27 protein-coding genes are annotated in these 21,705 nt (G+C 64.9%); 10 read left to right on the top strand and 17 right to left on the bottom strand.

The features are described from left to right. Positions 1-25 precede the first annotated feature (25 nt). The 3 genes from LRR16_RS20635 to LRR16_RS20625 all read right to left on the bottom strand — a co-directional run bounded on the left by LRR16_RS20635 (position 26) and on the right by LRR16_RS20625 (position 3,714). On the bottom strand, positions 26-1,243 hold the full coding sequence (locus LRR16_RS20635; protein ID WP_232206967.1) for a CaiB/BaiF CoA-transferase family protein: 1,218 nt from the start codon (positions 1,241-1,243) through the stop codon (positions 26-28). A 146-nt stretch (positions 1,244-1,389) separates the two neighbouring features. Further along, positions 1,390-2,274, bottom strand: a complete 885-nt coding sequence (locus LRR16_RS20630; protein WP_023264346.1) for a LysR substrate-binding domain-containing protein — start codon at positions 2,272-2,274, stop codon at positions 1,390-1,392. Positions 2,275-2,334: 60 nt separating this feature from the next. Continuing rightward, positions 2,335-3,714 carry an NAD-dependent succinate-semialdehyde dehydrogenase gene (locus LRR16_RS20625; protein ID WP_232206966.1) on the bottom strand — a complete coding sequence of 460 codons (1,380 nt, stop codon included), beginning with the start codon at positions 3,712-3,714 and terminating at the stop codon, positions 2,335-2,337. A gap of 239 nt (positions 3,715-3,953) precedes the next feature. Between LRR16_RS20625 and LRR16_RS20620 the strand changes: the two genes are divergently transcribed. Continuing rightward, complete coding sequence (locus tag LRR16_RS20620; protein ID WP_370646867.1) at positions 3,954-4,877, top strand: AraC family transcriptional regulator N-terminal domain-containing protein; 924 nt, start codon at positions 3,954-3,956, stop codon at positions 4,875-4,877. Here LRR16_RS20620 and LRR16_RS20615 read toward each other — a convergent pair. The 4 genes from LRR16_RS20615 to LRR16_RS20600 form a co-directional block, all read right to left on the bottom strand. Beyond that, positions 4,866-5,132, bottom strand: coding sequence for a hypothetical protein (locus LRR16_RS20615; RefSeq protein ID WP_006575941.1), 267 nt, complete (start codon positions 5,130-5,132; stop codon positions 4,866-4,868). The two genes, LRR16_RS20620 and LRR16_RS20615, sit on opposite strands and share 12 nt — an antisense overlap. 82 nt (positions 5,133-5,214) lie before the next feature. Then, positions 5,215-5,718 (bottom strand): hypothetical protein, encoded by a 504-nt coding sequence (locus LRR16_RS20610; protein ID WP_232206964.1) that lies wholly within the window; start codon positions 5,716-5,718, stop codon positions 5,215-5,217. A gap of 120 nt (positions 5,719-5,838) precedes the next feature. Further along, positions 5,839-6,453, bottom strand: a complete 615-nt coding sequence (locus tag LRR16_RS20605) for a TetR/AcrR family transcriptional regulator (protein ID WP_232206963.1) — start codon at positions 6,451-6,453, stop codon at positions 5,839-5,841. 138 nt (positions 6,454-6,591) lie between these two features. Next, positions 6,592-7,533 (bottom strand): LysR family transcriptional regulator, encoded by a 942-nt coding sequence (locus tag LRR16_RS20600; protein WP_232206962.1) that lies wholly within the window; start codon positions 7,531-7,533, stop codon positions 6,592-6,594. Positions 7,534-7,646: 113 nt separating this feature from the next. Here LRR16_RS20600 and LRR16_RS20595 point away from each other — a divergent pair, with 113 nt between their 5' ends. After that, positions 7,647-7,967 (top strand): nuclear transport factor 2 family protein, encoded by a 321-nt coding sequence (locus tag LRR16_RS20595; RefSeq protein WP_232206961.1) that lies wholly within the window; start codon positions 7,647-7,649, stop codon positions 7,965-7,967. Here the strand turns inward: LRR16_RS20595 and LRR16_RS20590 are convergent. Next, positions 7,964-8,932: a LysR family transcriptional regulator gene (locus tag LRR16_RS20590; protein WP_006575945.1), complete on the bottom strand. Its 969-nt coding sequence runs from the start codon at positions 8,930-8,932 to the stop codon at positions 7,964-7,966. The genes LRR16_RS20595 and LRR16_RS20590 overlap by 4 nt on opposite strands. A 137-nt stretch (positions 8,933-9,069) precedes the next feature. Here LRR16_RS20590 and LRR16_RS20585 point away from each other — a divergent pair, with 137 nt between their 5' ends. Together LRR16_RS20585 and LRR16_RS20580 are read left to right on the top strand one after the other, a co-directional pair. Beyond that, positions 9,070-10,260, top strand: a complete 1,191-nt coding sequence (locus LRR16_RS20585; protein ID WP_232206960.1) for a serine hydrolase — start codon at positions 9,070-9,072, stop codon at positions 10,258-10,260. Beyond that, entirely contained in the window at positions 10,257-11,471 is a 1,215-nt protein-coding gene (locus LRR16_RS20580) for an MFS transporter (RefSeq protein ID WP_232206959.1), read from the top strand. Before LRR16_RS20585 ends, LRR16_RS20580 begins: the two co-directional genes overlap by 4 nt. Positions 11,472-11,486: 15 nt before the next feature. Here LRR16_RS20580 and LRR16_RS20575 read toward each other — a convergent pair whose 3' ends face one another. After that, entirely contained in the window at positions 11,487-11,933 is a 447-nt protein-coding gene (locus LRR16_RS20575; RefSeq protein ID WP_232206958.1) for a helix-turn-helix domain-containing protein, read from the bottom strand. 183 nt (positions 11,934-12,116) lie between these two features. Here LRR16_RS20575 and LRR16_RS20570 point away from each other — a divergent pair, with 183 nt between their 5' ends. Then, positions 12,117-13,310, top strand: a complete 1,194-nt coding sequence (locus LRR16_RS20570; protein ID WP_232206981.1) for an MFS transporter — start codon at positions 12,117-12,119, stop codon at positions 13,308-13,310. A gap of 43 nt (positions 13,311-13,353) precedes the next feature. Further along, positions 13,354-13,623: a hypothetical protein gene (locus LRR16_RS20565; RefSeq protein WP_232206957.1), complete on the top strand. Its 270-nt coding sequence runs from the start codon at positions 13,354-13,356 to the stop codon at positions 13,621-13,623. Positions 13,624-13,642: 19 nt separating this feature from the next. On the opposite strand, the gene LRR16_RS20560 is transcribed toward LRR16_RS20565, so the two are convergent. Beyond that, positions 13,643-14,260, bottom strand: a complete 618-nt coding sequence (locus LRR16_RS20560) for a LysE family translocator (RefSeq protein ID WP_232206956.1) — start codon at positions 14,258-14,260, stop codon at positions 13,643-13,645. Positions 14,261-14,339: 79 nt separating this feature from the next. Here LRR16_RS20560 and LRR16_RS20555 point away from each other — a divergent pair, with 79 nt between their 5' ends. Then, positions 14,340-15,287, top strand: a complete 948-nt coding sequence (locus LRR16_RS20555) for a LysR family transcriptional regulator (protein ID WP_232206980.1) — start codon at positions 14,340-14,342, stop codon at positions 15,285-15,287. A gap of 63 nt (positions 15,288-15,350) precedes the next feature. Next, entirely contained in the window at positions 15,351-15,785 is a 435-nt protein-coding gene (locus LRR16_RS20550; protein WP_232206955.1) for a nuclear transport factor 2 family protein, read from the top strand. A 40-nt stretch (positions 15,786-15,825) separates the two neighbouring features. Here LRR16_RS20550 and LRR16_RS20545 read toward each other — a convergent pair whose 3' ends face one another. Genes LRR16_RS20545 through LRR16_RS20535 form a run of 3 tightly spaced genes read right to left on the bottom strand, consistent with a single transcriptional unit; the run spans position 15,826 to position 17,452 of the window. Further along, positions 15,826-16,479 (bottom strand): FMN-dependent NADH-azoreductase, encoded by a 654-nt coding sequence (locus tag LRR16_RS20545; RefSeq protein ID WP_232206954.1) that lies wholly within the window; start codon positions 16,477-16,479, stop codon positions 15,826-15,828. After that, complete coding sequence (locus LRR16_RS20540) at positions 16,479-16,952, bottom strand: GNAT family N-acetyltransferase (protein WP_232206953.1); 474 nt, start codon at positions 16,950-16,952, stop codon at positions 16,479-16,481. Before LRR16_RS20540 ends, LRR16_RS20545 begins: the two co-directional genes overlap by 1 nt. 20 nt (positions 16,953-16,972) lie before the next feature. Further along, entirely contained in the window at positions 16,973-17,452 is a 480-nt protein-coding gene (locus LRR16_RS20535; RefSeq protein WP_006579176.1) for a carboxymuconolactone decarboxylase family protein, read from the bottom strand. A gap of 67 nt (positions 17,453-17,519) precedes the next feature. Here LRR16_RS20535 and LRR16_RS20530 point away from each other — a divergent pair, with 67 nt between their 5' ends. Further along, a complete protein-coding gene (locus tag LRR16_RS20530) occupies positions 17,520-17,996 on the top strand; it encodes a MarR family winged helix-turn-helix transcriptional regulator (RefSeq protein ID WP_006579175.1) in 477 nt (158 codons plus the stop codon). A gap of 52 nt (positions 17,997-18,048) precedes the next feature. Here the strand turns inward: LRR16_RS20530 and LRR16_RS20525 are convergent, their stop codons facing one another. From LRR16_RS20525 to LRR16_RS20515, 3 genes are all read right to left on the bottom strand, one after another. After that, positions 18,049-18,618 (bottom strand): HD family hydrolase, encoded by a 570-nt coding sequence (locus LRR16_RS20525; protein WP_232206952.1) that lies wholly within the window; start codon positions 18,616-18,618, stop codon positions 18,049-18,051. Positions 18,619-18,757: 139 nt separating this feature from the next. After that, entirely contained in the window at positions 18,758-19,081 is a 324-nt protein-coding gene (locus LRR16_RS20520) for a multidrug efflux SMR transporter (RefSeq protein ID WP_006579173.1), read from the bottom strand. A 3-nt stretch (positions 19,082-19,084) separates the two neighbouring features. After that, complete coding sequence (locus LRR16_RS20515; RefSeq protein ID WP_232206951.1) at positions 19,085-19,783, bottom strand: glutathione S-transferase family protein; 699 nt, start codon at positions 19,781-19,783, stop codon at positions 19,085-19,087. Positions 19,784-19,894: 111 nt separating this feature from the next. Here LRR16_RS20515 and LRR16_RS20510 point away from each other — a divergent pair, with 111 nt between their 5' ends. Continuing rightward, on the top strand, positions 19,895-21,070 hold the full coding sequence (locus tag LRR16_RS20510) for a pyruvate dehydrogenase (RefSeq protein ID WP_232206950.1): 1,176 nt from the start codon (positions 19,895-19,897) through the stop codon (positions 21,068-21,070). A 16-nt stretch (positions 21,071-21,086) separates the two neighbouring features. On the opposite strand, the gene LRR16_RS20505 is transcribed toward LRR16_RS20510, so the two are convergent. Beyond that, positions 21,087-21,548, bottom strand: coding sequence for a MarR family winged helix-turn-helix transcriptional regulator (locus LRR16_RS20505; RefSeq protein WP_232206949.1), 462 nt, complete (start codon positions 21,546-21,548; stop codon positions 21,087-21,089). Positions 21,549-21,705: the final 157 nt, after the last annotated feature.

Genomic DNA, 21,705 nt, shown 5'->3' with positions numbered 1-21,705 from the left:
TCAGGTTTCATCGACGTATCCTGGGTCAGGTAGATGAGTTTGGAGGAACGACGAGGACGCCGCGTTCGAGCATGGCGTCGATTTGCGGCCGGCTATAGCCGAATTCCTCAAGGACTTCGCGGCCGTGCTGGCCCAACGCAGGCGCGGGCATATCGCGATCCTGCGCACTCGTCGCGTGAGTCGGTCCGGGTGCGAAGCCTGGCATGCGCACCTTTCCGGCGAGCGGATGGTCAACCCAGCTGTCGATGCCGCTGGCCGTGTACTGCGGGGATCGGAGGACATCCTGGTAGCTGGCAATGGGCGCGCACAGGATGTCGTGCGCAGCCAGCCGCTGTATCCACGCTTCGGTGGAGCGCTGTTGGAACAACGGCGTCAGTGCCTGGCGCAGCGCGTCGCGATGGGCGACGCGGTCGGCGTTGCGGGCGAAGCGCGGATCGTGCTCCAGGTCCGGTGCACCCAGCACGGCGCATAGCGCTTGCCAACGCTTCGGCTGGTAGGCAGCTACCATGAGCCAGCCATCACGCGTCTGGTACGCTTCATTGGGCGCGGCGTACGGGGCTGCGCTGCCGGTCCTGGCAGGCACGGCATTGGTGGCGAAGTAGGACGCGTAGCCGATCTGCTGCAGCATCAGCGTGGCGTTGTACAGACTGATGTCCAGGTACTCGCCTTGTCCGCTTTGCCGAGCGGCGTTGGCCGCGGCAAGGATCGCAATCGTCGCCAGATAGCCGGCCACCATATCCGCGACCGGAATCGCGACTTTGATGGGCTCGCTGTGCGCTGTGCCAAGCGTACTCATCAGGCCGCTGGCTGCCTGGATGATGCCGTCCACACCGGCGCGCTCGCGCATCGGCCCGGTTTGGCCATAGGCGGAGATGGAGCAATACACCAGCTTGCGATTGCTGCCAGCCAGCGTGTCATAGTCCAGGCCCAATGTCCGCATGACGCCTGGCCTGAAATTCTCGACCACGACGTCCGCATCCTGAATCAGTCGACGGGCGACTTCGCGGCCGTCCGCGCATTTCAGATTCAATGCGATGCCGCGCTTGTTGCGGTTGACGCTCAGGTACACCGCGCTTTCGCCCGCGATCCACGGCGGGCCGATCTGCCGCGCCAATTCGCCATCGGGCGGTTCGACCTTGATGACATCGGCACCCATGTCCGCAAGCATCATGGTGCAAACGGGCCCCGCGAGTACATGCGAAAAATCGATTACCCGCAGTCCTCTCAAGCTGCGCTTCAACATATTCCGGCTCCCGGATGACGCGGCTTCGCTGGTGGCCGCGATCACTTGTCATGGGCGCAGAATAGGCAGGGGCACCCGAGCCGGCAATCGACTTTATGGGCCGTACGCTTTGACTTTTTGTAAAAGGGATCGATCGCTCGAGCGGATCAGATCGCGACTAGCGTCGATAGCCAATCGCGAAATGCGCGCAATGCGCTTGACTGCGGTTTGCCTGTCGGCCATGCGAAGTAGTATGTGTATTCGCCGCGATCGAGCGTCGGACCGAGGGGCGCCACCAGCGTCTGGTCCGCCAGTTCCTTTTCGATCAATGCTTTCTGCGCGATGGCGACGCCATGCCCCTCGATCGCCGCTTGATAGGCAAGCAACGATGTTTCGTATTTCATGCCATCGGTGGGACTGACATTGCGCAAGCCTGCTGCGCGCAGCCAAAGCATCCAGTCGTCGGGGCGCGCCATCGAATGCAGCAAGGTTTGCGTGGCGAGCTGCTTCTTGTGTGTCAGGTGCACGGCAGGCGAGGCCACGGGCACAAGCTCGTTGCGAACGAGCTGCAACGTTCGCATTCCCGGCCAACGGCCATCGCCCAGCTGTATGCCTGCGTCAATATCCTCGTGCTCGAAGTCCAGCGGCGCGAACGAGGTCATGACCTGAACGTCGATGTCCTTATGCAACCGGTGAAAGCTCGCCAGCCGGGGGATGAGCCACCGTACGGCGAACGTGGCGGGCGATCGTAATCGCAAGGTGTTTCGGCCGGGGCTGCTGTTGGTCACCGCCAGGGTGGCTTCCCGCAATGTCTCGAACAGGGGGATCAAGTCGGAAAGGTAACGCGCGCCGGCCGGGGTCAGCTCCAGGCCGCCGTGTGCGCGGACGAACAGCGGCGTTCCCAGGTAGCTCTCCAGCGCGCGCACCTGCCGGCTGACCGCGGCGGGCGTGACGCACAACTCATCGGCGGCCTTCGAAATGCTGAGCAGCCGCCCGGTCGCTTCGAATGCTCGGGCGGGATTGAGTGGGGGGAGTAGGGCGCGACGCACCATGGCAATAACAGAAGGCGTAGGCTGGGTGGACGTCGCCATGATGCCCTATCTCCCATGGAGTCAGCGTGCCAAGCCCCCCATCAGTACGTACTTGACCTCGACATACTCCTCGATCCCGTAGTAGCTGCCTTCGCGCCCGTAGCCCGAATGCTTGACCCCGCCGAATGGCACCGAGGCGGTGCCGACTGAACCGGAATTCAGGATCACCATGCCCGCCTCGATATCGCGGGACAAGCGAAACGCTCGGCCAAGATCGCGCGTGTAGGCGTAAGCCACCAGTCCATATTCGGTGTCGTTGGCCCTGTTGACGACTTCGGCTTCATCACGGAAGCGGTAGAACGCGAAGACCGGCCCGAAGATTTCGGTATGGGCGATCGGCATATCGTCATCGAGGTCGGCGAGGACGGTCGGTTCGTAGAACAGTCCGCCTTTCTCGTGCGGTTTGCCTCCGAGCAACACGCTCCCGCCGCGCTGCTTCGTGTCTTCGACGAGGTGAACGACCTTGTCGAAGCCCGCTTGATTGATCAGCGGCCCCACGACGAATCCGGGCTGCAGTCCCTGGTCCACGCGAAATTCGGAGACCCGTTCAACGACGGCCCGGACAAGGCGATCGTAAATCCCATCCTGCACGTAGATGCGGTTGGGCGAAATGCAGACCTGGCCGGAATTTCGCAGCTTGGCGGCCACCAGGCCGGTGACGGCCTGATCGAAATCGGCATCATCGAACACGATGAACGGGGCATTGCCTCCCAATTCCAGTGTCATCTTTTTCAGCGCGCGTCCGCTGGCTTCGGCCAGCAGTTTGCCGACGGCGGTGGAGCCGGTGAACGAGATCTTCCGGATCCGATCGTCGCCGGTAAAGAGCGCACCGATCTGTTGTGGGTTGCCGGTGACCATCTCGAACACGCCCTCGGGAATGCCTGCCCGGCGCGCGTACTCGAGCAGCTTGTACGCGGTCAGCGGCGTCTCTTCGGATGGCTTGATGACCATGGTGCAACCGGCCGCCAGTGCGGTCGCGACTTTGCGCGTGATCATCATGAAGGGGAAGTTCCAGGGCGTGATGGCCGCAGTCGGTCCAACGGGCTCCTTGACGACGATCACGGCGGCATGATCTGCGTGGGACGGGATGGTGTCGCCATAGACCCGCCTGGCTTCCTCGGCATACCACTCGATAAAGCCAAGCCCGTAGTCGATTTCGCCCAGCGCTTCGGCCAGGCACTTGCCGTTTTCCTTGACCATCAGTTCGGCAAAGACCTGCTTGTCGTCTCTGACGAGTTCGAACCAGCGGCGGAGCAACTCGCTGCGTTCCTTGGCGAGCTTTCGCGACCATGCCGGAAATGCGTTGCAGGTTCTGTCTATCGCCGCTTTCACCTGGGCTTCGTTCATCTGGGGCGCCGCCCCGATGCGCGATCCGTCTGCAGGGTTCAGTACGTCAATCATGGATATTTACCGCTCCAGTTGGGTGCAATGCGCGCCGTGTCACCACGACAGGGCTTTGCGCTGCGGATTGAATAATGGAATCCAATCCTGCATGCCACCATGGCAACGGGTCTCAAATGATTGCCTGATCCTATGAGCAGCAAGAGCTCCGGTAATGGTGCTGGTAAGCTATGCCGCAGTGCAGACAAGAGGGCTCGGCCATGACTCGATCTGGCAAAAACGAGGCGCCAAGCCAGGCGATGCTGGCGCGGCGCATGGTGTCCATGCTGGCAGCGTTGGCGCCGCGCGAGGGATATAACTTGTCGGCGTTGCCCGATGTCAGATTCCTGCGTTCGAATCGCCCGTTGAAAGCGGTGCCGGTGCTCTACGATCCCGGCATCGTGATCGTTTGCCAGGGCAGGAAACGTGGGTACTTCGGCGATCAGATTTACCTGTACGACGACCGGCATTACCTCGCGGTTTCGGTGCCCGTGCCATTCACCATGGAAACGGACGCCAGCGAATCCGAGCCGCTGCTGGCCATTTACATGCACCTCGATTTCAAGCTCGCTGCCGATCTGATGCTGCAGATCGACCAGCATGGCGGCATGGAGCCGACCGGGCCGCGCGGCATGATGTCCACCCCGATGGACAGCCGGCTATGCGAATCGCTGGTTCGATTTCTGGAGGCGATGAGCCGCCCTGTGGAAGCCCGGATTCTTGGCCCGGCGCTCGTGCGGGAAATCTACTTCCATGTTCTGACGGGCGAGCAAGGGGCATCGATGCGCGCCGCGCTCGCCATGCATGGGCAGTTCGGCAAGATCGCGCGCGCGTTGCGCCGGATCCATGCGTCCTTTCATGTCGACGTCAGTGTCGAACAGCTGGCGCGCGAAGCCGGGATGAGTGTGCCGAGCTTCCACGCCCACTTCAAGGCCGTCACCAAGACCTCGCCGGTGCAGTACCTGAAGTCGATACGGTTGCATCAGGCACGCCTGCATATGGTCCGTCACGGCATGACCGCGGCCGCCGCAAGCGCGGAAGTTGGCTATGACAGCCCCTCGCAGTTCAGCCGGGAATTCAAGCGCCTTTTCGGGCGAAGCCCGATCGAAGAGGTCAAGCGGATGAAGGCGGAATTTGCCGTGCCGCCTCCGCATGCCGCCTCGCCGTTCGTGTCATCGCACTGACGCCACTGATCGCCCTTGTTTGGGCGCCACCAGCGCCGAGCGCGCATGGCGGACCAGGCGTAGCAGCCAACCGGCCGACGTTTCGATCGTCGCGCCGCCTGCAAGGTCCTGTCCGCGCGGGCCGGCATGAATCGTCAGTTGCTGTCGGCTGAGCCAGGCCTCGATGCCCTCCAGGGCTTCATCGTCGGCCAGCATGCTCTCCAGATCCTCGACGCTCGATTCTGTTTCGGAAAAAGTGTCCAGCGGGAATGCCATGCTCCATCTCTCCTGATTTGAACAGTGATGCCGAGGCGGGCCAGCGCGGCCCACGCGACATCCGCGGGCCGCGTACCCGGAATCAGGGGAGGGGCGCGCGCCGCCGTTGCAAATGCATCCACCGGGCCTGCAATGCGGAGCCGAGCAGAAAGACGACCAGCCACGCGGCAAGCGTGCCGCGTACCACAGGCGATTGCGGGCCATCGGCGACAGGATGGGCCACGGGCAATCGTGTCAGCGTTTCGTTGATTCCGGGGACGAGCAGCAGGAAAAAGCTGAACGTGAATCCGAACTGGGACAGGTAGGGTTGGGCGCGGGGAAAGACCGGAATCCGGGGCAGCACCAGCGCGCCGAAGATGGCAAGGAGCGCCACGATGCCGAGCGCATGGCCGACGTTGAAGCCCCCGCTGCTGGACAGCCCGAATGACGTCAGCACCGACAACAGCAGCCCACCGAGGTAAATCCGGCCGGCATGCGTGTCGCTGTCGATCCTGAAGTAGCGCGCAAAGCTATAGACGCCCGCGATGACGGGGACGATGCTGATCAGGGTGTGCCCAGATCCCAGAGCGGAAATCGGATGTGGCATAGGACGATGGCTCCTTCAAACCATGGGTTGAAACACGGGATTTCACATGCTGGACAACCAACTAGTTGGTCGGTATCCCCGGTGAAAAAATAGCCGGCTCGCGGCCGGTAAAAAAAGCGATTAGTTCGACCCGGTCAGCCGTCTGATCGCCGCTTGCGAGATGGAGGCAAATGCCTCGGGATTGTCGAAAGCCCGTGCGGTCAACATTGCGCCGTGCACCGTGGACATGAAGGTCTGTGCCTCGACAAGCGCCGTATCGCGCAGTTGCAGTTGTCCTTTCGCGGCACCTGCCTCCAGGACCGTGGCCAGCCATGCGGTCAGGTCCTCGAAGTAGGCTCGAACCTCGTTCGCGATCTCTTGCGGGATGATCGGCAATTCGGCAGCCAGCATCGCGCAAATACACATCGACGACGTGCCGTCGCGTATGCACCGCGACCAGTAATCGATATAGGCCGTCAGCCGCGCCAACGGATCGCCGATCTGGCCATCGAGAGCGGCCAGGCCTTGCCGCGTCTGCGCGCGGTGTAGCGCGACCACGGTCAGGACCAGGTCCGCCTTGCTCGGAAAATGATGATGGATGCTCGGCTTGCCGATACGCACGCGCTCGGACAGATCCGCATAACTGAATCCGTGATAACCGCCAGCGGCCAGCAACAGCTTCGTATGCTCGGCGATTTCGGCCGCGCGGGGGGAAAGTTCCATAGGTATCAATAAGCGGGATTGCGGCACACGCATGCAAGACACCGCTCGTGCACTGCCGGGATGCCGCGCGTGGCATTCAATACGTTGACCAATCTACTAGTTGGTTGGTTGTGTTGTCAAGAATTTCCGCTTGCGACATGGCATCACGCATTCGGCAACGCGATCGGCTGCTCAATGCCGACGGCGGTTTCGTCCGGCCGGCGATTGGCGGTCCGGCTCCCGCTCGGCCACCTCACGGGCCAACGCGAGGAATGCCTTCATTCCGGCAGAGTGGTGGCGCCGGCCCGGGTAATAGAGGCAGAGCCCGGGCAAAGGCGGTGTCCAATCCGCCAGCACGCGAACCAGGCGTCCTGCCTCGATATCGGGCAGCACGTCCTGCTCCATGAAATAGCCCAGGCCGATATTCCCGATCACGGCGGCCCGCGCCAGGCTCGCTTCGTCGAGCGTGATCGGGCCGCGCACGTCGATCTGCGCTGTGTCGCCGGCCTTCTCGAATTGCCACCGATACAGCGTCCCGTCGGGCAGGCGGACACGCACGCACTGGTGCTTCAGCAGATCGGGCGGGACGCGAGGCTTCCGATGGTTCTCGAAATACAAGGGCGATCCCACGACGGCATAGCGTTGGGGCCGGCCGAGCGGCACGGCGATCATGTCGCTGGGAACAAGGTCGGCGATTCGAACGCCGAGATCGAAACCCTCGGCGACGATATCGACCAGCCGTCCTTCGGTCACCAGGTCGACATTCATGTCCGGGTAGCGGCGCAGGAATTCGAGCACCAGCGGGGACATGATGTCTCGCGCCGCAAATGCCGCGGCATTGATCCGCAGTGTTCCGGATGGCGTTTTCTGCTGCGACCGCACTGCCTCCAATGCGCCGTGAATATCGTGAAGCGCGGGCCCGACCTGCTCGACAAACTGTCGACCGGCATCGGTCAGCGAGACACTGCGCGTCGTGCGATTGAACAGGCGGATGCCAAGATTGGTCTCGAGCTTGCCAATGGCATGGCTCAGGGCCGTGGTCGACATCCCGAGATCGATCGCCGCTGCGCGGAACGTTCCACGGCGGGCAATCGCGATGACGGCTTCGAGGTCGTGAAGGGAGGTTTTTTCCATTGTCCTGTTTTTTTCATCGACACATCCAGCGTTATCGTGTTTATCACAACAATGGTCAAGCCTAAACTTGCGCTGCAACATTGACAGGCAAGCACAGATCAGGAGCAGAAGGAATGGATATTCCGACCGTTGTGGACGCGTATTTCGAAGCGGACAAGGGCGACGATGCCGATGCGCTTGTTTCGCTTTTTCTCCCCAATGCCGGGGTCAACGACGAGAGTGCGCGGCATCAGGGAAGGGAGGCGATACGCGCGTGGTGGCAGGCGGCCAAGGAAAAATACCGCCACGTCGCCGAGCCAGTCGAAGCCGCTGGCAACGACACCGAGGTCCGTGTTCGCGCCAGGGTGAGCGGGCAGTTCCCGAATAGTGCTGTCACGCTGCAATTTGTCTTCACGATCGAGAAAGGCAAGATCGCCGAATTGAGCATCCATTAAGCGCGGCGAACGTGCGATTGCGCCTGGCGCCGCGGGCCTTTCGCCGGCCGCTGGCGCTTCGCGGCACGCCGTGTTTCCGCCGAAGGAAATACGCGCGCACTAAGAAAATCGACAAATGCGCGCACCTTGGGAGAGGGGTGCTTGCTGGCCGGCCACAGCACGTAGAACGGGTTTTCCCACTCCAGATGGCTGTCCAGCACGCGTGTCAATTGACCGCTGGCGACCAGGTCCGTGACCGAAAAGTCCGGCACGAACGCGACGCCCAAGCCTTGCAGCGCAAAGCAAACGCGCGTCTCGATGTTGTTGCAGATCATCGATGTTGGAAGCTGCAATTCCGGTTGGCCTGGCGCGCGACGGAGCGGCCACGGTTCCAGCTTGCCGCTGTTGGGGAAGCGATAGTGCAGGCAGGCATGGTCCAGCAGATCGGCGGGTACTTTGGGTGTGCCGCGTCGCCCCAGATAGTCTGGTGAGGCCACCAGCATCCCTTCGAAGATGCCGAGCCGGCGGGCTGACAGGCGGGAATCGGTCGGTTCGCCGGTTCTGACCACCGCGTCGAAGCCTTCCTCGATCACGTCAACCATCCGGTCGGTGAAATCCAGATCGAGCTCGATGTCGGGGTAGTCGCGCATGAAGTCCGCAAGCACCGGCAGCAGCAGCGAACTGACCAGCGGCAGGCTGACGCGTAGCCGGCCTCGCGGCGCCTTCGTCGCTTCTGACAACTCCGATTGCGCGGCTTCGATCTCGGCGAGGATGCGGCGGCTGCGTTCGAGGAACCGTGTGCCTTCGGCCGTCAGCGTGATACTGCGCGTGCTGCGGTGGAACAGGCGTACTCCAAGCTTGTTTTCCAGCCTGGCCACGGTTTTGCCGATGGCGGAAGCGGATACGCCGAGCATTCGCCCGGCCGCGACAAAGCTGCGCGTTTCGGCGACCTGCACGAAGACCATGAAGCCGTTCAGACTGTCCATGTCGCGATCTCCATCCTTATCCTGATCTTCATCCGATTGCGGACATATTTGTCCGCATAAACCGGAAATCTACCCCACTTTTTCTTCAATGCGGGGCTCTCTATCGTGACAGCGTCATTCCTCCAAGGAGAATTGCGTTGTCCGATTCCACACTTGCATGGCGCCAGGAGGCTGGTGCAGCGTGCCTTTCCGAATGCGTCGACACGGTTGTCCAGCAGGCGCTGGACGAACGCCGCCTAGTTGGTGCTGTCGTGCTGGTCGCCAGAGACGGCGAGCTCGTCTACCGCAAGGCGGCTGGCCTGGCCGATCGTGAAGGCCAGCGGCCGATGGCGGTCGATACGGTGTTCCGCCTGGCTTCTGTCAGCAAGCCCATTGTTTCCGCCGCAGCGCTGGTCCTGGTCGCGCGTGGGCAGATCGACTTCGATGCGAGTCTCGACCGCTGGCTGCCGGAATTCCGGCCACGCCTGGCCGATGGACGCGTGCCGCGGATCTCGATCCGCCAGTTGTTGAGCCACACCGCGGGCCTGGGCTACCGCTTTCTCGAGGCTGATGACGATGGGCCGTATGCGCGGGCTGGCGTATCGGATGGCATGGACGAAGCGGGCATCGATCTGGACGAGAGCCTGCGGCGCATTGCCAGCGTGCCGCTGCTGTACGAACCCGGCACGGGTTGGGGCTACTCGGTGGCGATCGACGTGCTCGGCGCCGTCATCGAGCGGGCCCATGGCGCTGCGCTTGGCGAGGCGGTGCGTCAGCTCGTGACAGGGCCGCTCGGCATGGTCGATACCGACTTCGTCGTCCGCGATGCGCAGCGGCTTGCCACCGCCTATGTCAACGACCGCCCGCGGCCGCATCGCCTACGCGAAGGCGAGATCGCGCCGGTCTTCGACGGTACGGTCGGCATTCGGTACAGCCCCGCGCGCATCTTCGACTCACAGGCCTTTCCGTCGGGCGGTGCCGGCATGGCGGGCACCGCGGAAGACCTGATGCGCTTGCTCGAGGCGTTGCGTCAGCGGAACGGCAAGCTATTGCCTGCCGAGCTGGTTGCCGAAATGGCCCGCGACCAGACCGGTGGTTGCGAACTGCCTGGCGCGCCGGGGTTCGGCTTTGGACTCGGCTTCTCGGTCCTGCGCGATCCGGCGCGCGCGGCGTCTCCGGAATCGGCGGGGACGTGGCGCTGGGGAGGCGCCTATGGTCACGCGTGGTTTGTCGATCCGCTACAGCGGCTCAGCGTGGTGGCATTGACCAATACGCTGTACGAGGGCATGACAGGCCGATTCGTCAACGATTTGCGCGACGCGATCTATGGCGCGCTGGAGTCCGTATGAGCGCGCATGGCGAAGGCCTTTCTCTCGATGCGGGCGCGGCCACGGTGCGTGCGAGCGAGAAATTACCGCTGGGCGCGCTGTTGGCGCTTGCGATGGCGGCGTTCATCACCATCCTGACCGAGGCGCTGCCGGCCGGACTGTTGCCGCAAATGGCCGGGAGCCTGGCGGTTTCCGAAGCCATGGTCGGGCAACTCGTCACGGCCTATGCGGTGGGCTCGCTGGTCGCCGCGATGCCGCTGACCGCCGCCACGCAAGGGGTTCGGCGCCGGCCGCTGTTGTTGTTCGCCATTGCGGGCTTCGCCGCCGCCAATACGGTCACGACCTTCTCGGCAAGCTATGCATTGACGATGGTGGCGCGGTTCCTGGCCGGCGTGTCTGCGGGGCTGCTATGGGCGCTGTTGGCAAGCCATGCGGCGCGCATGGTGCCCGAGTCCCAGAAAGGACGCGCCATTGCGGTCGCGATGGTTGGTACGCCATTGGCGCTGTCGCTCGGCGTCCCGGCCGGCACCTTGCTCGGCACGCTGGTGGGATGGCGCGTCTGCTTCGGCATCATGAGCCTGTCGGCCTTGATCCTGATGATCTGGGTGCGGTTCAAGGTCCCGGACTTCGCCGGGCAGGCCAGCGGCAAGCGCTTGCCGCTGGCAGCCGTGATTGCAATCCCGGGCGTTGGCGCCGTGTTGATCGTGGTGCTGGCGTTCGTGCTGGCGCACAACATCCTCTACACCTATATCGCACCATTTCTCGCCACGGCCGGCATGGTGGCGAGCACCGGCCGCGTGCTGCTGGTGTTCGGCATTGCGTCGCTGATCAGCATCTGGATCGTGGGTGTTCTGATCGACCGTCATCTGCGCGCGCTGACGCTTGCCAGCACGCTGCTTTTCGGTCTGGCTGCAGCGGTGCTCGGCGCGGCCGGACAGACGCCGCTCGTGGTGTATGCCGCGGTCGGTGTCTGGGGACTCGCGTTCGGCGGCGCAGCGACGCTGTTTCAGACCGCGTTGGCAAAGACGGCCGACGACGCGGTCAACGTAGCGCAGTCGATGTTGGTGACCGCGTGGAATGCAGCGATCGCGGGGGGCGGCCTCATCGGTGGCGTGCTGCTCGACCGGTTTGGCACCGGCGCTTTCTCGGCCGCCTTGCTGGTGCTGCTCGGTACCGCGCTGACGGTGACGTGGAGGGCCAGGGAGCGGGGCTTTCCGGCATCGGTGAACTGATGCGCGAAGACCGGCTTACCGCGGCAGCTTCACCGTGGTCTCCCATGGCCGCACGACCTTGCCGTCGGCGGAGCGGGGCTCCATCACCGTGAGCGGTTTTCCGGAGCCCTTGTCCACCAGCACCGAATGCGCGTCCCGCGGACCGAACAGATGCTGCTCGCCCCATTGCCGGAAGGCCACGATCACGGGAAACAGCCGCTCTCCCTTGGGCGTCAGCACATATTCCTGATACGACGTGCCGTCCGATGCCGGGCTGATCTCGAAGATGCCGGCTTCGACCAGCAGGCGCAGGCGGTCGGCCAGGATACTGCGGGCCACGCCCAGGCGCCGCTGGAATTCGCTGAAGCGGCGCACGCCATCGAAAGCATCCCGCACGATCAGCAGGCACCAGCGGTCGCCGATCAGGTCGAGCGAGCGGGCGACCGGACAGGTTTCCGTCTCGTTGTCGCGACGTTTTGCCATCAATGCTCCTTTGGTAAAGGCATGAGCCAGATGTGGGTTTGTCTTGGTGGTTTCATTTTAAGACTAGTTTGCCTACAATCAAACCGGTCTTGATTTGAAACTACTTTGATGAAGGGAAAATCCATGCCAGGCGAATCATCGACAGGGCCCTTGCCCAAGTACCCAACGCCGTCCGCGGGCTCGATGCCAGGCGCACTGGTCGCGCTGTTCGCCTGCGCCTGCGGGCTCAGCGTGGCGAACGTCTACTACGCGCAGCCCTTGCTCGACGCGCTCGGCGGGGAGTTCGCGCTGGATCATGCCGCGGTAGGGGGCGTGATCACGGCCACGCAGGTCGGCTGCGCGCTGGCCTTGCTGCTGCTGGTGCCGCTGGGCGACCGCATCGATCGGCGGCGCCTGATGCTGTGGCAGGCGGCTGCACTGGTGGGGGCGCTGATTGCCGTGGCCGCGGCCGCGTCGGCGGCGGCCTTGCTGGTTGGCATGCTGGCCGTCGGTCTGCTCGGTACAGCGATGACGCAGGGACTAATCGCCTACGCGGCGACCGCCGGCGCGCCATCGGAGCGCGGACGGGTGGTCGGTGCCGCGCAGGGCGGCGTGGTCATCGGCCTGCTGCTGGCGCGCGTGCTGGCCGGTCTGATTGCCGATATGGCCGGATGGCGCGGCGTGTATCTGTTCTCGGCGCTGGCGATGCTGGTGCTGTCGCTGATCCTGTGGCGCCGTCTGCCGGCGCAGGCCCCAGCGAGTTCACGGCTGAGCTATCCGAAGCTGATCCTGTCGATGCTGACGCTACTGCGGCAGCAACGCGTGCTGCAGATCCGCGGCACGATCGCGATGCTGATGTTCGCGGCGTTCAGCGTGTTCTGGAGCGCGCTGGTGCTGCCGTTGAGCGCGCCGCCGTACGCGTTCTCGCACACGGCGATCGGGGCATTCGGGCTGGTCGGCGTGGTCGGCGCCTTGGCGGCCGCGCGCGCCGGGCGGCTGGCCGACCGCGGCCTGGGGCAGCGGGTCACCGGCGGCGCGCTGCTGGTGCTGCTGGCCTCGTGGCTGCCGCTGTGGTGGTTCGATGCGCACGGGCTATGGTGGCTGGTGATCGGCATCATCGCGCTGGACCTCGGCGGCCAGGCCATCCATGTCGCCAACCAGAGCATGATTTTCGCGGCGCAGCGCGATGCGCACAGCCGGCTGGTGGGTTGCTACATGCTGTTCTATTCGGTGGGCAGCGGGATGGGCGCCATCGCGTCGACATGGGTCTATGCGCTGGCCGGATGGCAGGCGGTCTGCCTGCTCGGCGCCGGCATCAGTGCCGCCGCGCTGGCGTTCTGGGCGCTGACCCTTCGCCATATGCCGAAGATCTCCGCAGCTTGCGCGCAGCCCGCCTAAGCTGAAGGTTTCGACAAAGCCAACCGACACGCAGGAGGGCACCATGGACGACGACGTCGACACGATGAGCCGCGACCAGCTGATCGAAGAAGTGAAGCGCTTGCGCGCCGGCATCCGCCGCCATCGGGATGCGTCGGGCCACGATCTGTGCTGGCATCACCCGGACCTGTGGGCCTTGCTGCCCGACGCGGCCACGCACACGCCGGCGGTGCCGGACTGGCCGCAGTTTCTGCGCGGCTGCGTCAAGTATCGGGAGTCGCTGGATCGGCAGTGTCCGCAGGCGCCGCGCATCCAGCAGGAATTCGGCGAGTAGTCCGGCGCAGGATTGCGCCTCAACGCGCGCCGCGCGCCGCCGCCAGCAACACGCCAAACGAGACCAGCAGCCCGCCGAAAATCCGATCGATCCAGTGCCGCACCGACAGCAGCCGCTCGCGTACGGCGCCCGTCGACAGGCACACCGCGACCAGGCTGAACCAGCCGATATGGGCGGCTGCGATGAAGGCGCCGTAGCCGATCTGCGTGGCCAGCGGCGTATCGGGGCGCACTACTTGCATGAACAGGCTGACGATAAAGACGGTGGTCTTCGGGTTCAGCGCATTGGTCAGCAGGCCGGTGCGCAATGCGGCGAGATCCGACAGCGGGGCGGTGCGGCCTTCGGCCAGCGAGCCGCCCGGCCTGGCGCGCAGCATGACGATACCCAAATAGACCAGATAGATCGCGGCAATCCATTTGGCCGTGTGGAACAGCCATAGCGACTGCTGGATCAGCACGCCGACGCCGAGGATGGTGTAGCTGACGTGGATCAGTACGCCAAGCCCGATCCCCAGTGCCGTCAGCACGCCGGCGCGGCGCGACAGCACCAGGCTGTTGCGGGTCACCATGGCAAAGTCCGGTCCAGGGCTGATCACGGCGAGCAGCGTGATGGTGATCACGGCTAACAGTTCGGTCATGGTTTACTCTGTCGATTCCTGTGGCAAGCACCACGAATGGTTGCCCTATGTTAGGGGACCTGACGATCGACGAATAGCGATGTTTACTGACCACCATGGTGAGTCCCACTCACCATCGGGCGACGCCCGTCTGCCTTCACTGCTGGCACTGCGCTGCTTCGAGGCGGCGGCGCGGCTCGAGAACTTCAGCCGCGCCGCCGACGAATTGCACCTGACGCATGGCGCGGTCAGCCGCGCGGTGCGTACGCTTGAGGACGACCTTGGTGTGGCGCTGTTCGAACGGCGCAGCCGCCGCGTCTTCCTGACCGATGCAGGGCGCAGGCTCGCGCAGGCGGTGCGCGATGGCCTCGGCGTGATTCGACAGGCCACACGCGAGCTACGCGCCAGTGCGAGGCAAGCGCGGCAATGGGTGCTGTCGTGCGAGCCGACGTTGCTGATGCGCTGGCTGATTCCGCGCTGGCCCGATTTCAAGGCGCGGCATCCCGAATTCGACGTGCACCTCGTTGCCGGCGGCGGGCCGGTCGAATTCGACAGCGGCATCGATCTCGCGCTTCGGCGCGATGACTTCGCCTGGCCCGACAGCGTCCACGCGGTGCCCTTGTTCGTCGAACGGATCGGTCCGGTGTGCCGGCCGGACCAGGCCGGCGCGTGGTTTGCGGCACGCAAGGGCAAGGCATCCCTGCGTCCTTCCGCACCGCGCCTGCATACGCGGACAAGGCCGAACGCCTGGCGGACCTGGGCCGACATCACGGGACAGACGCTATCGCGCGCGCCGGAGCAGAGCTTCGAGCATTTCTACTTCAGCCTGCAGGCGGCGGTCGCGGGCCTTGGCGTCGCCATCGGGCCCTGGCATCTGGTGCAGGACGATATCGCCAACGGCATGCTGGCCGCGCCGATGGGCTTTGTCGAGGACGGTTCACGCTATTGTCTGTTGTCTCCGGTGCATATCCAGGCCGGCACGCCCGCTGCCGCGGTGCTCGAGTGGCTGAAGACAACGGCGGCGCTCGACCGGTTGCGTGCGGGTTGAGCCGGGTTTGACTATCTTGTCCGAAGGGAATGGGGAGGGAAGCACGCATCGAGGAGCAGACCCATGCAGCAGCACATCGAGCAGCTATTCCAACGGTACCAGCAATGCTTCGTCCAAGGCATCCAAGACGAGGCCGATCTGGAGACGGTCGCCGGCTTCTTTGCCGAGAGCTTCATCACCGCCTGGCCCGGCGGCGTGATGACCGGCAACAACGACGACCAACTGCGCGGCGTGATGGGCAAGGGCTTCGAGCACTATCGCGCGATGGGCATGCGCGATATGGCCGTCGACCATGTGGCGGTCCACCCGATCGACCCGATGCATTGCGTTGCCAGCGTGGCCTGGGCGTCCACCTTCGAGCGCTCCGGCGAGGCCGCGCGCGTGGTGCGGTTCACCGTCCACTACCTGATCCAGCTACGCGAAGGCAGCGCCAGGATATTCGGCTGGATCGCTGGCGACGAGGAAGCGGAACTGCGCGCGCAGGGGATCATGTCGTAGTGCGTCTCGGCTGAGCCGACCCCTTGCCGTGGGCCGACGCTCACGCTTCGACCGGCGCCGCTGAGCCGGGCGATTGCTGCGACAGCGCGGCGATCTGGTGCGCGATCCACGCATCGGCCAAAGCATGCGCGCGCTCGAGATACGCCGGTCCGCGCCGCAGATTGTCGAGCCGCAACACCGACAGGTCGTGAAGACCCGCGGTGGCCAGCGCGTGACGCAGATAGGGCGTCAGAAAGTCCGGCTGGCCCATGCCGTCATCGCCGAGCGGTCCGCCGCTGCCGACGATCAGGTAGACGGGGCGGCTGGCCAGCAGCCCCTTCTTGCCTTCCGGCGTGCGCGCGAACGTGCGGCCGGGGCGCAGGATCTGATCGATCCACGCCTTCAGCGTTGCCGGCACCGTGAAGTTGTGCATCGGCGTCGAAACCACGATGCGGTCCGCGGTTTCCAGTTCGGCGATCAGCGAGGCCGACAACGCGAGCACGCCCGTGTCGCCGGCAGCGTCGGCCGATTCGGCCGCAAGGCTGGCGTGCGCGAACGCCTCGTCGACGAGCGGCGGCGGCCGGCGCGCCAGGTCTCGGTCGATCACGCGCAGCGCTTCGCGCTGGCCCATCCGTTCGATCAGCGCGGCGGCCGTGCGCCGGCTGTTCGAGGCCTCCCCATTGGGACTGGCGCTGATATGGAGTACGGTTTTCATCATAGCTCCCGCTGCCCTGCGTCCGCGATCGGCAGATTGAATCGAAGCGCCGTTGCCAGCAGCCCTTGCCGATAGTAGAAGCGGTGGCCCAGCGTATTGGTCAGTGGCGTATCGAGGATCAGTTTGGCGCAGCCGAGGACGCGCGCTTCCTCGCTCAGTCGCTCCATCAGGCGTTGGCCGTAGCCGCTGCCGCGCAGCGCCTGATCGGTGACCAGATCGTCGACATAGAGATGCACGCCGTGCATCAGATTGTCCTGCACGCGAAAGCCGGCCAGTGCCACCGGCCGATCCTGCCGCCACAGCGCCAGCAGCCGGTACCCGACGGCGGTCTGCCGCCGCCAGCGCGTGATGAATTCCCGCTCCCCATCCAGATGTGGACGGAGCTGATGCATCAGCGGATAGCAGGCGCGGGCGTCCGCTTCAGTTTCGACAGCGCGCAGCTCCTCGATGTCGTGTGCATCGGACGGCTGCATGCCGATTCCATGGTCGCCCATCACAGCTTGCCCTGCGAGGCCGGGAAACGCAGGCTTCCCGCGATGCGGTTCCACGCGTTGATGGTGCCGATCGTCACGGTCAGTTGCACGGCTTCTTCTTCGGAGAACTGCTCGCGCAGCGCCGCGTAGGCGTCGTCGGGAATCGGGGCCTGTGCCATCCGGGTCAGATGCTCGGCCCACGCCAGCGCCGCCACGTCGCGCGGCGAGAATTCGCCCGCGTCGCGCCATGCCGCCAGCAGATCCAGCTGGACCTGCGGCACACCAGCCTTGCGCGCGATATTGGCATGCAGCGCGGTACAGAACGCGCAGCCATTGAGCTGAGAGACGCGCAGCTTGACCAGCTCGGTCAGCCGCTTGTCGAGGCCCGTGGCGTCGACCGACTTGCCGATTCCAAGCAGATGAGCGTGCGCATCGGCGGCGAGTCCGCGGAAGGCGGGATAGTCCGGCGGTACGGGGTGGTGATCGCGTCTGTCCGACATGGTCGCGGCTCCTGAGAAGTGGAATGATAAGATCAGAGTTCGAACAATATATCAGAGTGCTGATAATATGAGCAAAACCCCCAAGGGAACCGCCTTGCCGAAGGCGGGCGAAGGCAAGCGCGGGGAAGCCGGCTATCTCGGCTACCTGCTGCGTCAGGCGGCCAGCGCCTGGCGCAATCGCGCCGAACGCGCCCTCGGCGATATCGGCGTGACCCAGCCGCAGTTTTCGGTGCTGACGATGCTTGCCGCCTATCCCGGCAGCTCGAACGCCGATCTGGCGCGCATGGCGGTGCTGACGCCGCAGACGGTCAATGTGATCGTCGCCAACCTGGAAAAGGCGGGCGCCGTTACCCGTAGCCCGCACGCGGTACACGGCCGCATCCAGCAGATCGAACTGACCGAGCATGGGCGCTCGCTGCTGGCGCAGGCGCGGACGCGGATCCAGACGCTGGAACGGGAACTGAGGAAGGGGCTGTCCGCGGACGACGAGCGGGCGGTGCGGTCGTGGCTGGTGGCGGTCGCGGCCGAAGCGGAGCGGGATTGACGGGAAGGACCGTGAGCCTGCCATGGCTTTCGCCTATGCGAGTGCCTGGGCGTTACGCATCGCCGATGCGAGCGCGCGTGTCTTCGTCGATCAGATCGCGCATCGCCCGGAACAGCGCATGCGTATCGGTGTGCCGCTTGCCGTAGTCAAGGTTGAAGCGATAGTCGAAGTCCGGCGGATTGTTACCCTGGTTGTGCTGGAGCAGCGTTTCCAGCTTGTCGAGCGCCTTGACGGCCTTGGCTTCCGGCGATGCCGCGGCTTCGTATTCGTCCCAGAGTGACAGGATGCTGTCCCGCATCGAGGCATCGAGCACGCACGTCAGCGCCAGCAGATCGTGCCGTTCCTGTTCGCTCTTGCCGGGGCTCGCCGACTGTTCGGTGGCGGGAATGTCCCCGTGGATCGCCTCGCCAAGGTCGTGGACGATGCAGAGCTTCAGTACCTTCAGCCAGTCGAGTTCGGGAAGCTGATCGGCGAACACCATGGCCATCAGGCATAGCCGCCAACTATGTTCGGCGGTGCTTTCCGGGCGGCCCGACGACGTGCGCGCGCTGCGCAGCACGTCCTTCAGCCGTTCGGCCTCGCGCAGGAAGTCGAGCCTGCCCTCGATCAGTGCGGTATCCATCTGTTGCGGTGTCCTGATGCAGTGTCCTGATGCAGTGCCGGCGGTCAGCGTAAGGGGAGCCCGTGGCGCGGTCTGCGCATCCATTATGCGTCGTGCCTACTATAGCGCCATGGCCTGGCCGCGTGACCGTAGCCCTTCGTCAGCCCACCGCCTCCGAAAACCGCAGCCCGATGATGCCGACCACCGTCAACGTCAGGAACAGCAGCCGCTGCCACTGCACGCCTTCGCCGAAGCTGACGATACCGATGGCGACGAGGCCCAGCGTGCCGATGCCGGTCCAGATCGCATACGCGGTGCCGACCGGCAGGTTGCGCAGCGCCTTGGCCAGCAGGTAGATGCTGGCCAGTCCGGCGGCCACCGCCACCACGCTGGGCAGCAGCCGTGTCCAGCCCTGGTTCAGCTTCAGCGCGACGCCCATGACGATCTCCAGCGCGGCGGCGATAAAGAGAAAGGTCCAGGCCATCGCTCAAGCCTCCGCCGCGTCCTGCGTGGCGTCCTGCCTCGCACCCAACGGCGGACGCAAGGCCGCCAGACCGCGCTGCACCGCCGGACGCTCCGCGATGCGATCGAGCCAGCGCAGCACGTGCCGGTATTCGGCGATGTCGAGCTGCAGTTCGTCATGGGTACGCACCCAGGGAAACGCGGCGATGTCGGCAATGGTGTAGCGGTCCAGCGCCAGGTATGCCGATCGGGACAGCTGGCGCTCGACCACGCCGTAGAGCCGATGCGCCTCCTTGGCATAGCGTTCGATTGCCTCGCGATTGCCGCTGCGCGAGCCATGCCGGAACCACCATAGCTGCCCCAGCATCGGCCCAATGCCGCCGATCTGGAAATGCAGCCATTGCTGGATCTGCCATTGCTCGCGAGCGTCCGCCGGATGCAGCGCGCCGTAGCGGCTGGACAGATAGCTGAGGATGGCCCCGGATTCGAACACCGTGATGTTTTCGCTGTGATCGACCAGCGCCGGGATCTTGCCGTTCGGGTTGATCGCCAGATATTCCGGGCGCTTCTGCTCGCCCTTGTTCAGGTCGATGTCGACCTGCCGGTAAGGCAGCCCCGCTTCCTGCAGATAGATGCTGACCTTCTGGCCATTGGGGGTATTGGCCGTATAGAAGGTCAGGGTGGGGCTGGCGGTGTCGTTCGCGTTGGCTGATTCGGCTGACATGATGGATTCCCTCCGATAGAATGCCGATGAATTGCAATTGCAATCGTTGCTGTTGCAACTCTAATCGACGGCGCGGCATTCGGCAAGCGCCGCCATTACTGGAGCGAATCCATGGGCCATTCAAGGACGCCGGCCGCCTTTGGTTCCATCGCCGCGACGCGAGCGGCGGCGATGGCCTGCATCACACGGATCGAAGCGGAAAGTGGGGCGAAGGCGGGTGCTTCGCCCGCCGCGACGGTCGCTCAAATTGCTGGCCAGCTGGCCGAGGCCGCGGCGGCCACGACCGGCGCGGCTTCGCTCGCATGGGTCGTGCGCAGGCCCGACGCTATCGACATCGGCGATGCCGGCGAACGCAGCGCGGACGGGACAGGCGGCGGCCGCTACGCGGCCAGTGCCTGGCGCTACTGGCTCGGCGCGCGGCGCCAGGCCGCACAATGGCCGCTGTTGTACCTGCTGCGCAGCGGCCGCGCGGATGCCGTACGGGCATCGGCTCTGGAAACAGGGGAACGCGGCATCTTCTGCAACGACATCGAAACGCTGCCGTCGCCGTGGCCCAAGGGCGCAAGGCCTGAGCTGCCGCTATGGCTGGCGTCGCACGGCCGCTGCCTGCCCTATGACCCGGCTTCGGGCGAGGAGGCGAGGGCCATCGTGCTGCAAGCGCTGCGCAGCCTGTATCTGCAGGGGCGTTCCGGCTTCGTCTACCTGAGCGCGCACGGCGAGGAGTGGCCGGCATGGCCGCAACTCGATCGCCGTCGCGCGGTGGCTGCGGCCAAAGGGATGTATCTCCTCGAGACGGCACGTGAGCGGCAGGGGCCGTGCGTTCGGCTGCTTGGCGCCGGCAAGGCCTTGCGCGCGATGTCGGAAGCGGCGCAGCGCTTGCGGGCAGACTGGCACGTCGACGTCGAACTATGGAGCTGTCCGAGCTATACCCGGCTGGCACGCGACGCCGAGGCGGCGGCACGCTGGAACCGGCTGCATCCGCTCGCTCGGCCGCGATCGAGCCATCTGCAGCGTTGCCTGGCGGCGGGCGGCGGTCCGATCGTCGCGCTGACCGGCTATGGCGCGCCGATTGCGCAGCAGATCGGCCCCTATCTTGCGGATCGCTTCATCGCGCTCGGCGTGGAGGCGGGGACCGGGGCCAGGACTAACCATCACGCCGGCGCCGTCGACGTACAGGATCCGCGCTGGATCGCGGTGATCGCATTGAAGGCGCTGGCCGACGAACAGGTGTTGCGGGCCAGCGTGGTGGCGGAAGCGATGCGGCGGTATCGGCTGGTCGGCGATTGAAGCGAGGGCCGCGGCGTCAGAACGGCCGTGGCGCCGCGGCGGCCTGGCGCACCGCCTGCGCGGCGCGATCGAGCGCGTCGGCGAAGCGCTGCTCGTCGGCCGGGTCGAACTGGGTCAGGAACAGGTCGGCGATCGTGGCCTGATAGACCTTCCACATCTTCTTGCGCAGCGCGCGGCCCTCGCGCGTGATCGTGACGAAGGCGGCGCGGCCGTCGTCCGCCGATCGCGTGCGCGTGACCAGGCCCTCGCTCTCGAGCCGATCGACCAGGCGCGTCAGGTTGTACCGCTCGATCGCCAGCGCATCGGCCAGCTCGTGCATGCGGCGAGCGCCGCCCGGGCCGCTCTCGAGGCCCCATAGCACGTCGTACCAGGCGTAGCTCGGCAGCCCGGCGTCGGCCAGCCGCCGTTCCACCTCGCGAATCATCAGCCGATGCGCTCGCACGAACGAGAACCAAAGGTCTGGTGCGTCCGTCGTCATGGTCTTCTCCGAATTCGTTGCAGTTGCAATTATGCCGGCGATCGCTACAATGCGCCAGATACGATTGCAATTGCAACTAACGGCTACGAGTGCCGATGCAATCCGCCGCGCGGCACGCCCGCGATCCCGCCCCTCTGACTCGCACCTATCTGACCTG

Source organism: Cupriavidus sp. UGS-1 (genome assembly GCF_021213615.1).
Taxonomy (GTDB): Bacteria; Pseudomonadota; Gammaproteobacteria; order Burkholderiales; family Burkholderiaceae; genus Cupriavidus.
Note: the sequence above shows the minus strand (reverse complement) of the source record. Positions and strands in the feature narration are given on the sequence as shown.

Bases quoted from the DNA above. Each gene is read 5' to 3' on its own strand.
- LRR16_RS20530 (WP_006579175.1), top strand. From the start codon at position 17,520: ATGAGCAAAACCCCCAAGGGAACCGCCTTGCCGAAGGCGGGCGAAGGC.
- LRR16_RS20620 (WP_370646867.1), top strand. From the start codon at position 3,954: ATGCTGGCGCGGCGCATGGTGTCCATGCTGGCAGCGTTGGCGCCGCGC.
- LRR16_RS20570 (WP_232206981.1), top strand. From the start codon at position 12,117: ATGCCAGGCGCACTGGTCGCGCTGTTCGCCTGCGCCTGCGGGCTCAGC.
- LRR16_RS20545 (WP_232206954.1), bottom strand. From the start codon at position 16,479: ATGAAAACCGTACTCCATATCAGCGCCAGTCCCAATGGGGAGGCCTCG.
- LRR16_RS20590 (WP_006575945.1), bottom strand. From the start codon at position 8,932: ATGGACAGTCTGAACGGCTTCATGGTCTTCGTGCAGGTCGCCGAAACG.
- LRR16_RS20575 (WP_232206958.1), bottom strand. From the start codon at position 11,933: ATGGCAAAACGTCGCGACAACGAGACGGAAACCTGTCCGGTCGCCCGC.
- LRR16_RS20535 (WP_006579176.1), bottom strand. From the start codon at position 17,452: ATGTCGGACAGACGCGATCACCACCCCGTACCGCCGGACTATCCCGCC.
- LRR16_RS20615 (WP_006575941.1), bottom strand. From the start codon at position 5,132: ATGGCATTCCCGCTGGACACTTTTTCCGAAACAGAATCGAGCGTCGAG.
- LRR16_RS20600 (WP_232206962.1), bottom strand. From the start codon at position 7,533: ATGGAAAAAACCTCCCTTCACGACCTCGAAGCCGTCATCGCGATTGCC.
- LRR16_RS20605 (WP_232206963.1), bottom strand. From the start codon at position 6,453: ATGCGTGTGCCGCAATCCCGCTTATTGATACCTATGGAACTTTCCCCC.
- LRR16_RS20515 (WP_232206951.1), bottom strand. From the start codon at position 19,783: ATGTCAGCCGAATCAGCCAACGCGAACGACACCGCCAGCCCCACCCTG.
- LRR16_RS20635 (WP_232206967.1), bottom strand. From the start codon at position 1,243: ATGTTGAAGCGCAGCTTGAGAGGACTGCGGGTAATCGATTTTTCGCAT.
- LRR16_RS20520 (WP_006579173.1), bottom strand. From the start codon at position 19,081: ATGGCCTGGACCTTTCTCTTTATCGCCGCCGCGCTGGAGATCGTCATG.
- LRR16_RS20550 (WP_232206955.1), top strand. From the start codon at position 15,351: ATGCAGCAGCACATCGAGCAGCTATTCCAACGGTACCAGCAATGCTTC.
- LRR16_RS20565 (WP_232206957.1), top strand. From the start codon at position 13,354: ATGGACGACGACGTCGACACGATGAGCCGCGACCAGCTGATCGAAGAA.
- LRR16_RS20630 (WP_023264346.1), bottom strand. From the start codon at position 2,274: ATGGTGCGTCGCGCCCTACTCCCCCCACTCAATCCCGCCCGAGCATTC.
- LRR16_RS20625 (WP_232206966.1), bottom strand. From the start codon at position 3,714: ATGATTGACGTACTGAACCCTGCAGACGGATCGCGCATCGGGGCGGCG.
- LRR16_RS20510 (WP_232206950.1), top strand. From the start codon at position 19,895: ATGGGCCATTCAAGGACGCCGGCCGCCTTTGGTTCCATCGCCGCGACG.
- LRR16_RS20555 (WP_232206980.1), top strand. From the start codon at position 14,340: ATGTTTACTGACCACCATGGTGAGTCCCACTCACCATCGGGCGACGCC.
- LRR16_RS20580 (WP_232206959.1), top strand. From the start codon at position 10,257: ATGAGCGCGCATGGCGAAGGCCTTTCTCTCGATGCGGGCGCGGCCACG.
- LRR16_RS20505 (WP_232206949.1), bottom strand. From the start codon at position 21,548: ATGACGACGGACGCACCAGACCTTTGGTTCTCGTTCGTGCGAGCGCAT.
- LRR16_RS20560 (WP_232206956.1), bottom strand. From the start codon at position 14,260: ATGACCGAACTGTTAGCCGTGATCACCATCACGCTGCTCGCCGTGATC.
- LRR16_RS20540 (WP_232206953.1), bottom strand. From the start codon at position 16,952: ATGCAGCCGTCCGATGCACACGACATCGAGGAGCTGCGCGCTGTCGAA.
- LRR16_RS20595 (WP_232206961.1), top strand. From the start codon at position 7,647: ATGGATATTCCGACCGTTGTGGACGCGTATTTCGAAGCGGACAAGGGC.
- LRR16_RS20610 (WP_232206964.1), bottom strand. From the start codon at position 5,718: ATGCCACATCCGATTTCCGCTCTGGGATCTGGGCACACCCTGATCAGC.
- LRR16_RS20525 (WP_232206952.1), bottom strand. From the start codon at position 18,618: ATGGATACCGCACTGATCGAGGGCAGGCTCGACTTCCTGCGCGAGGCC.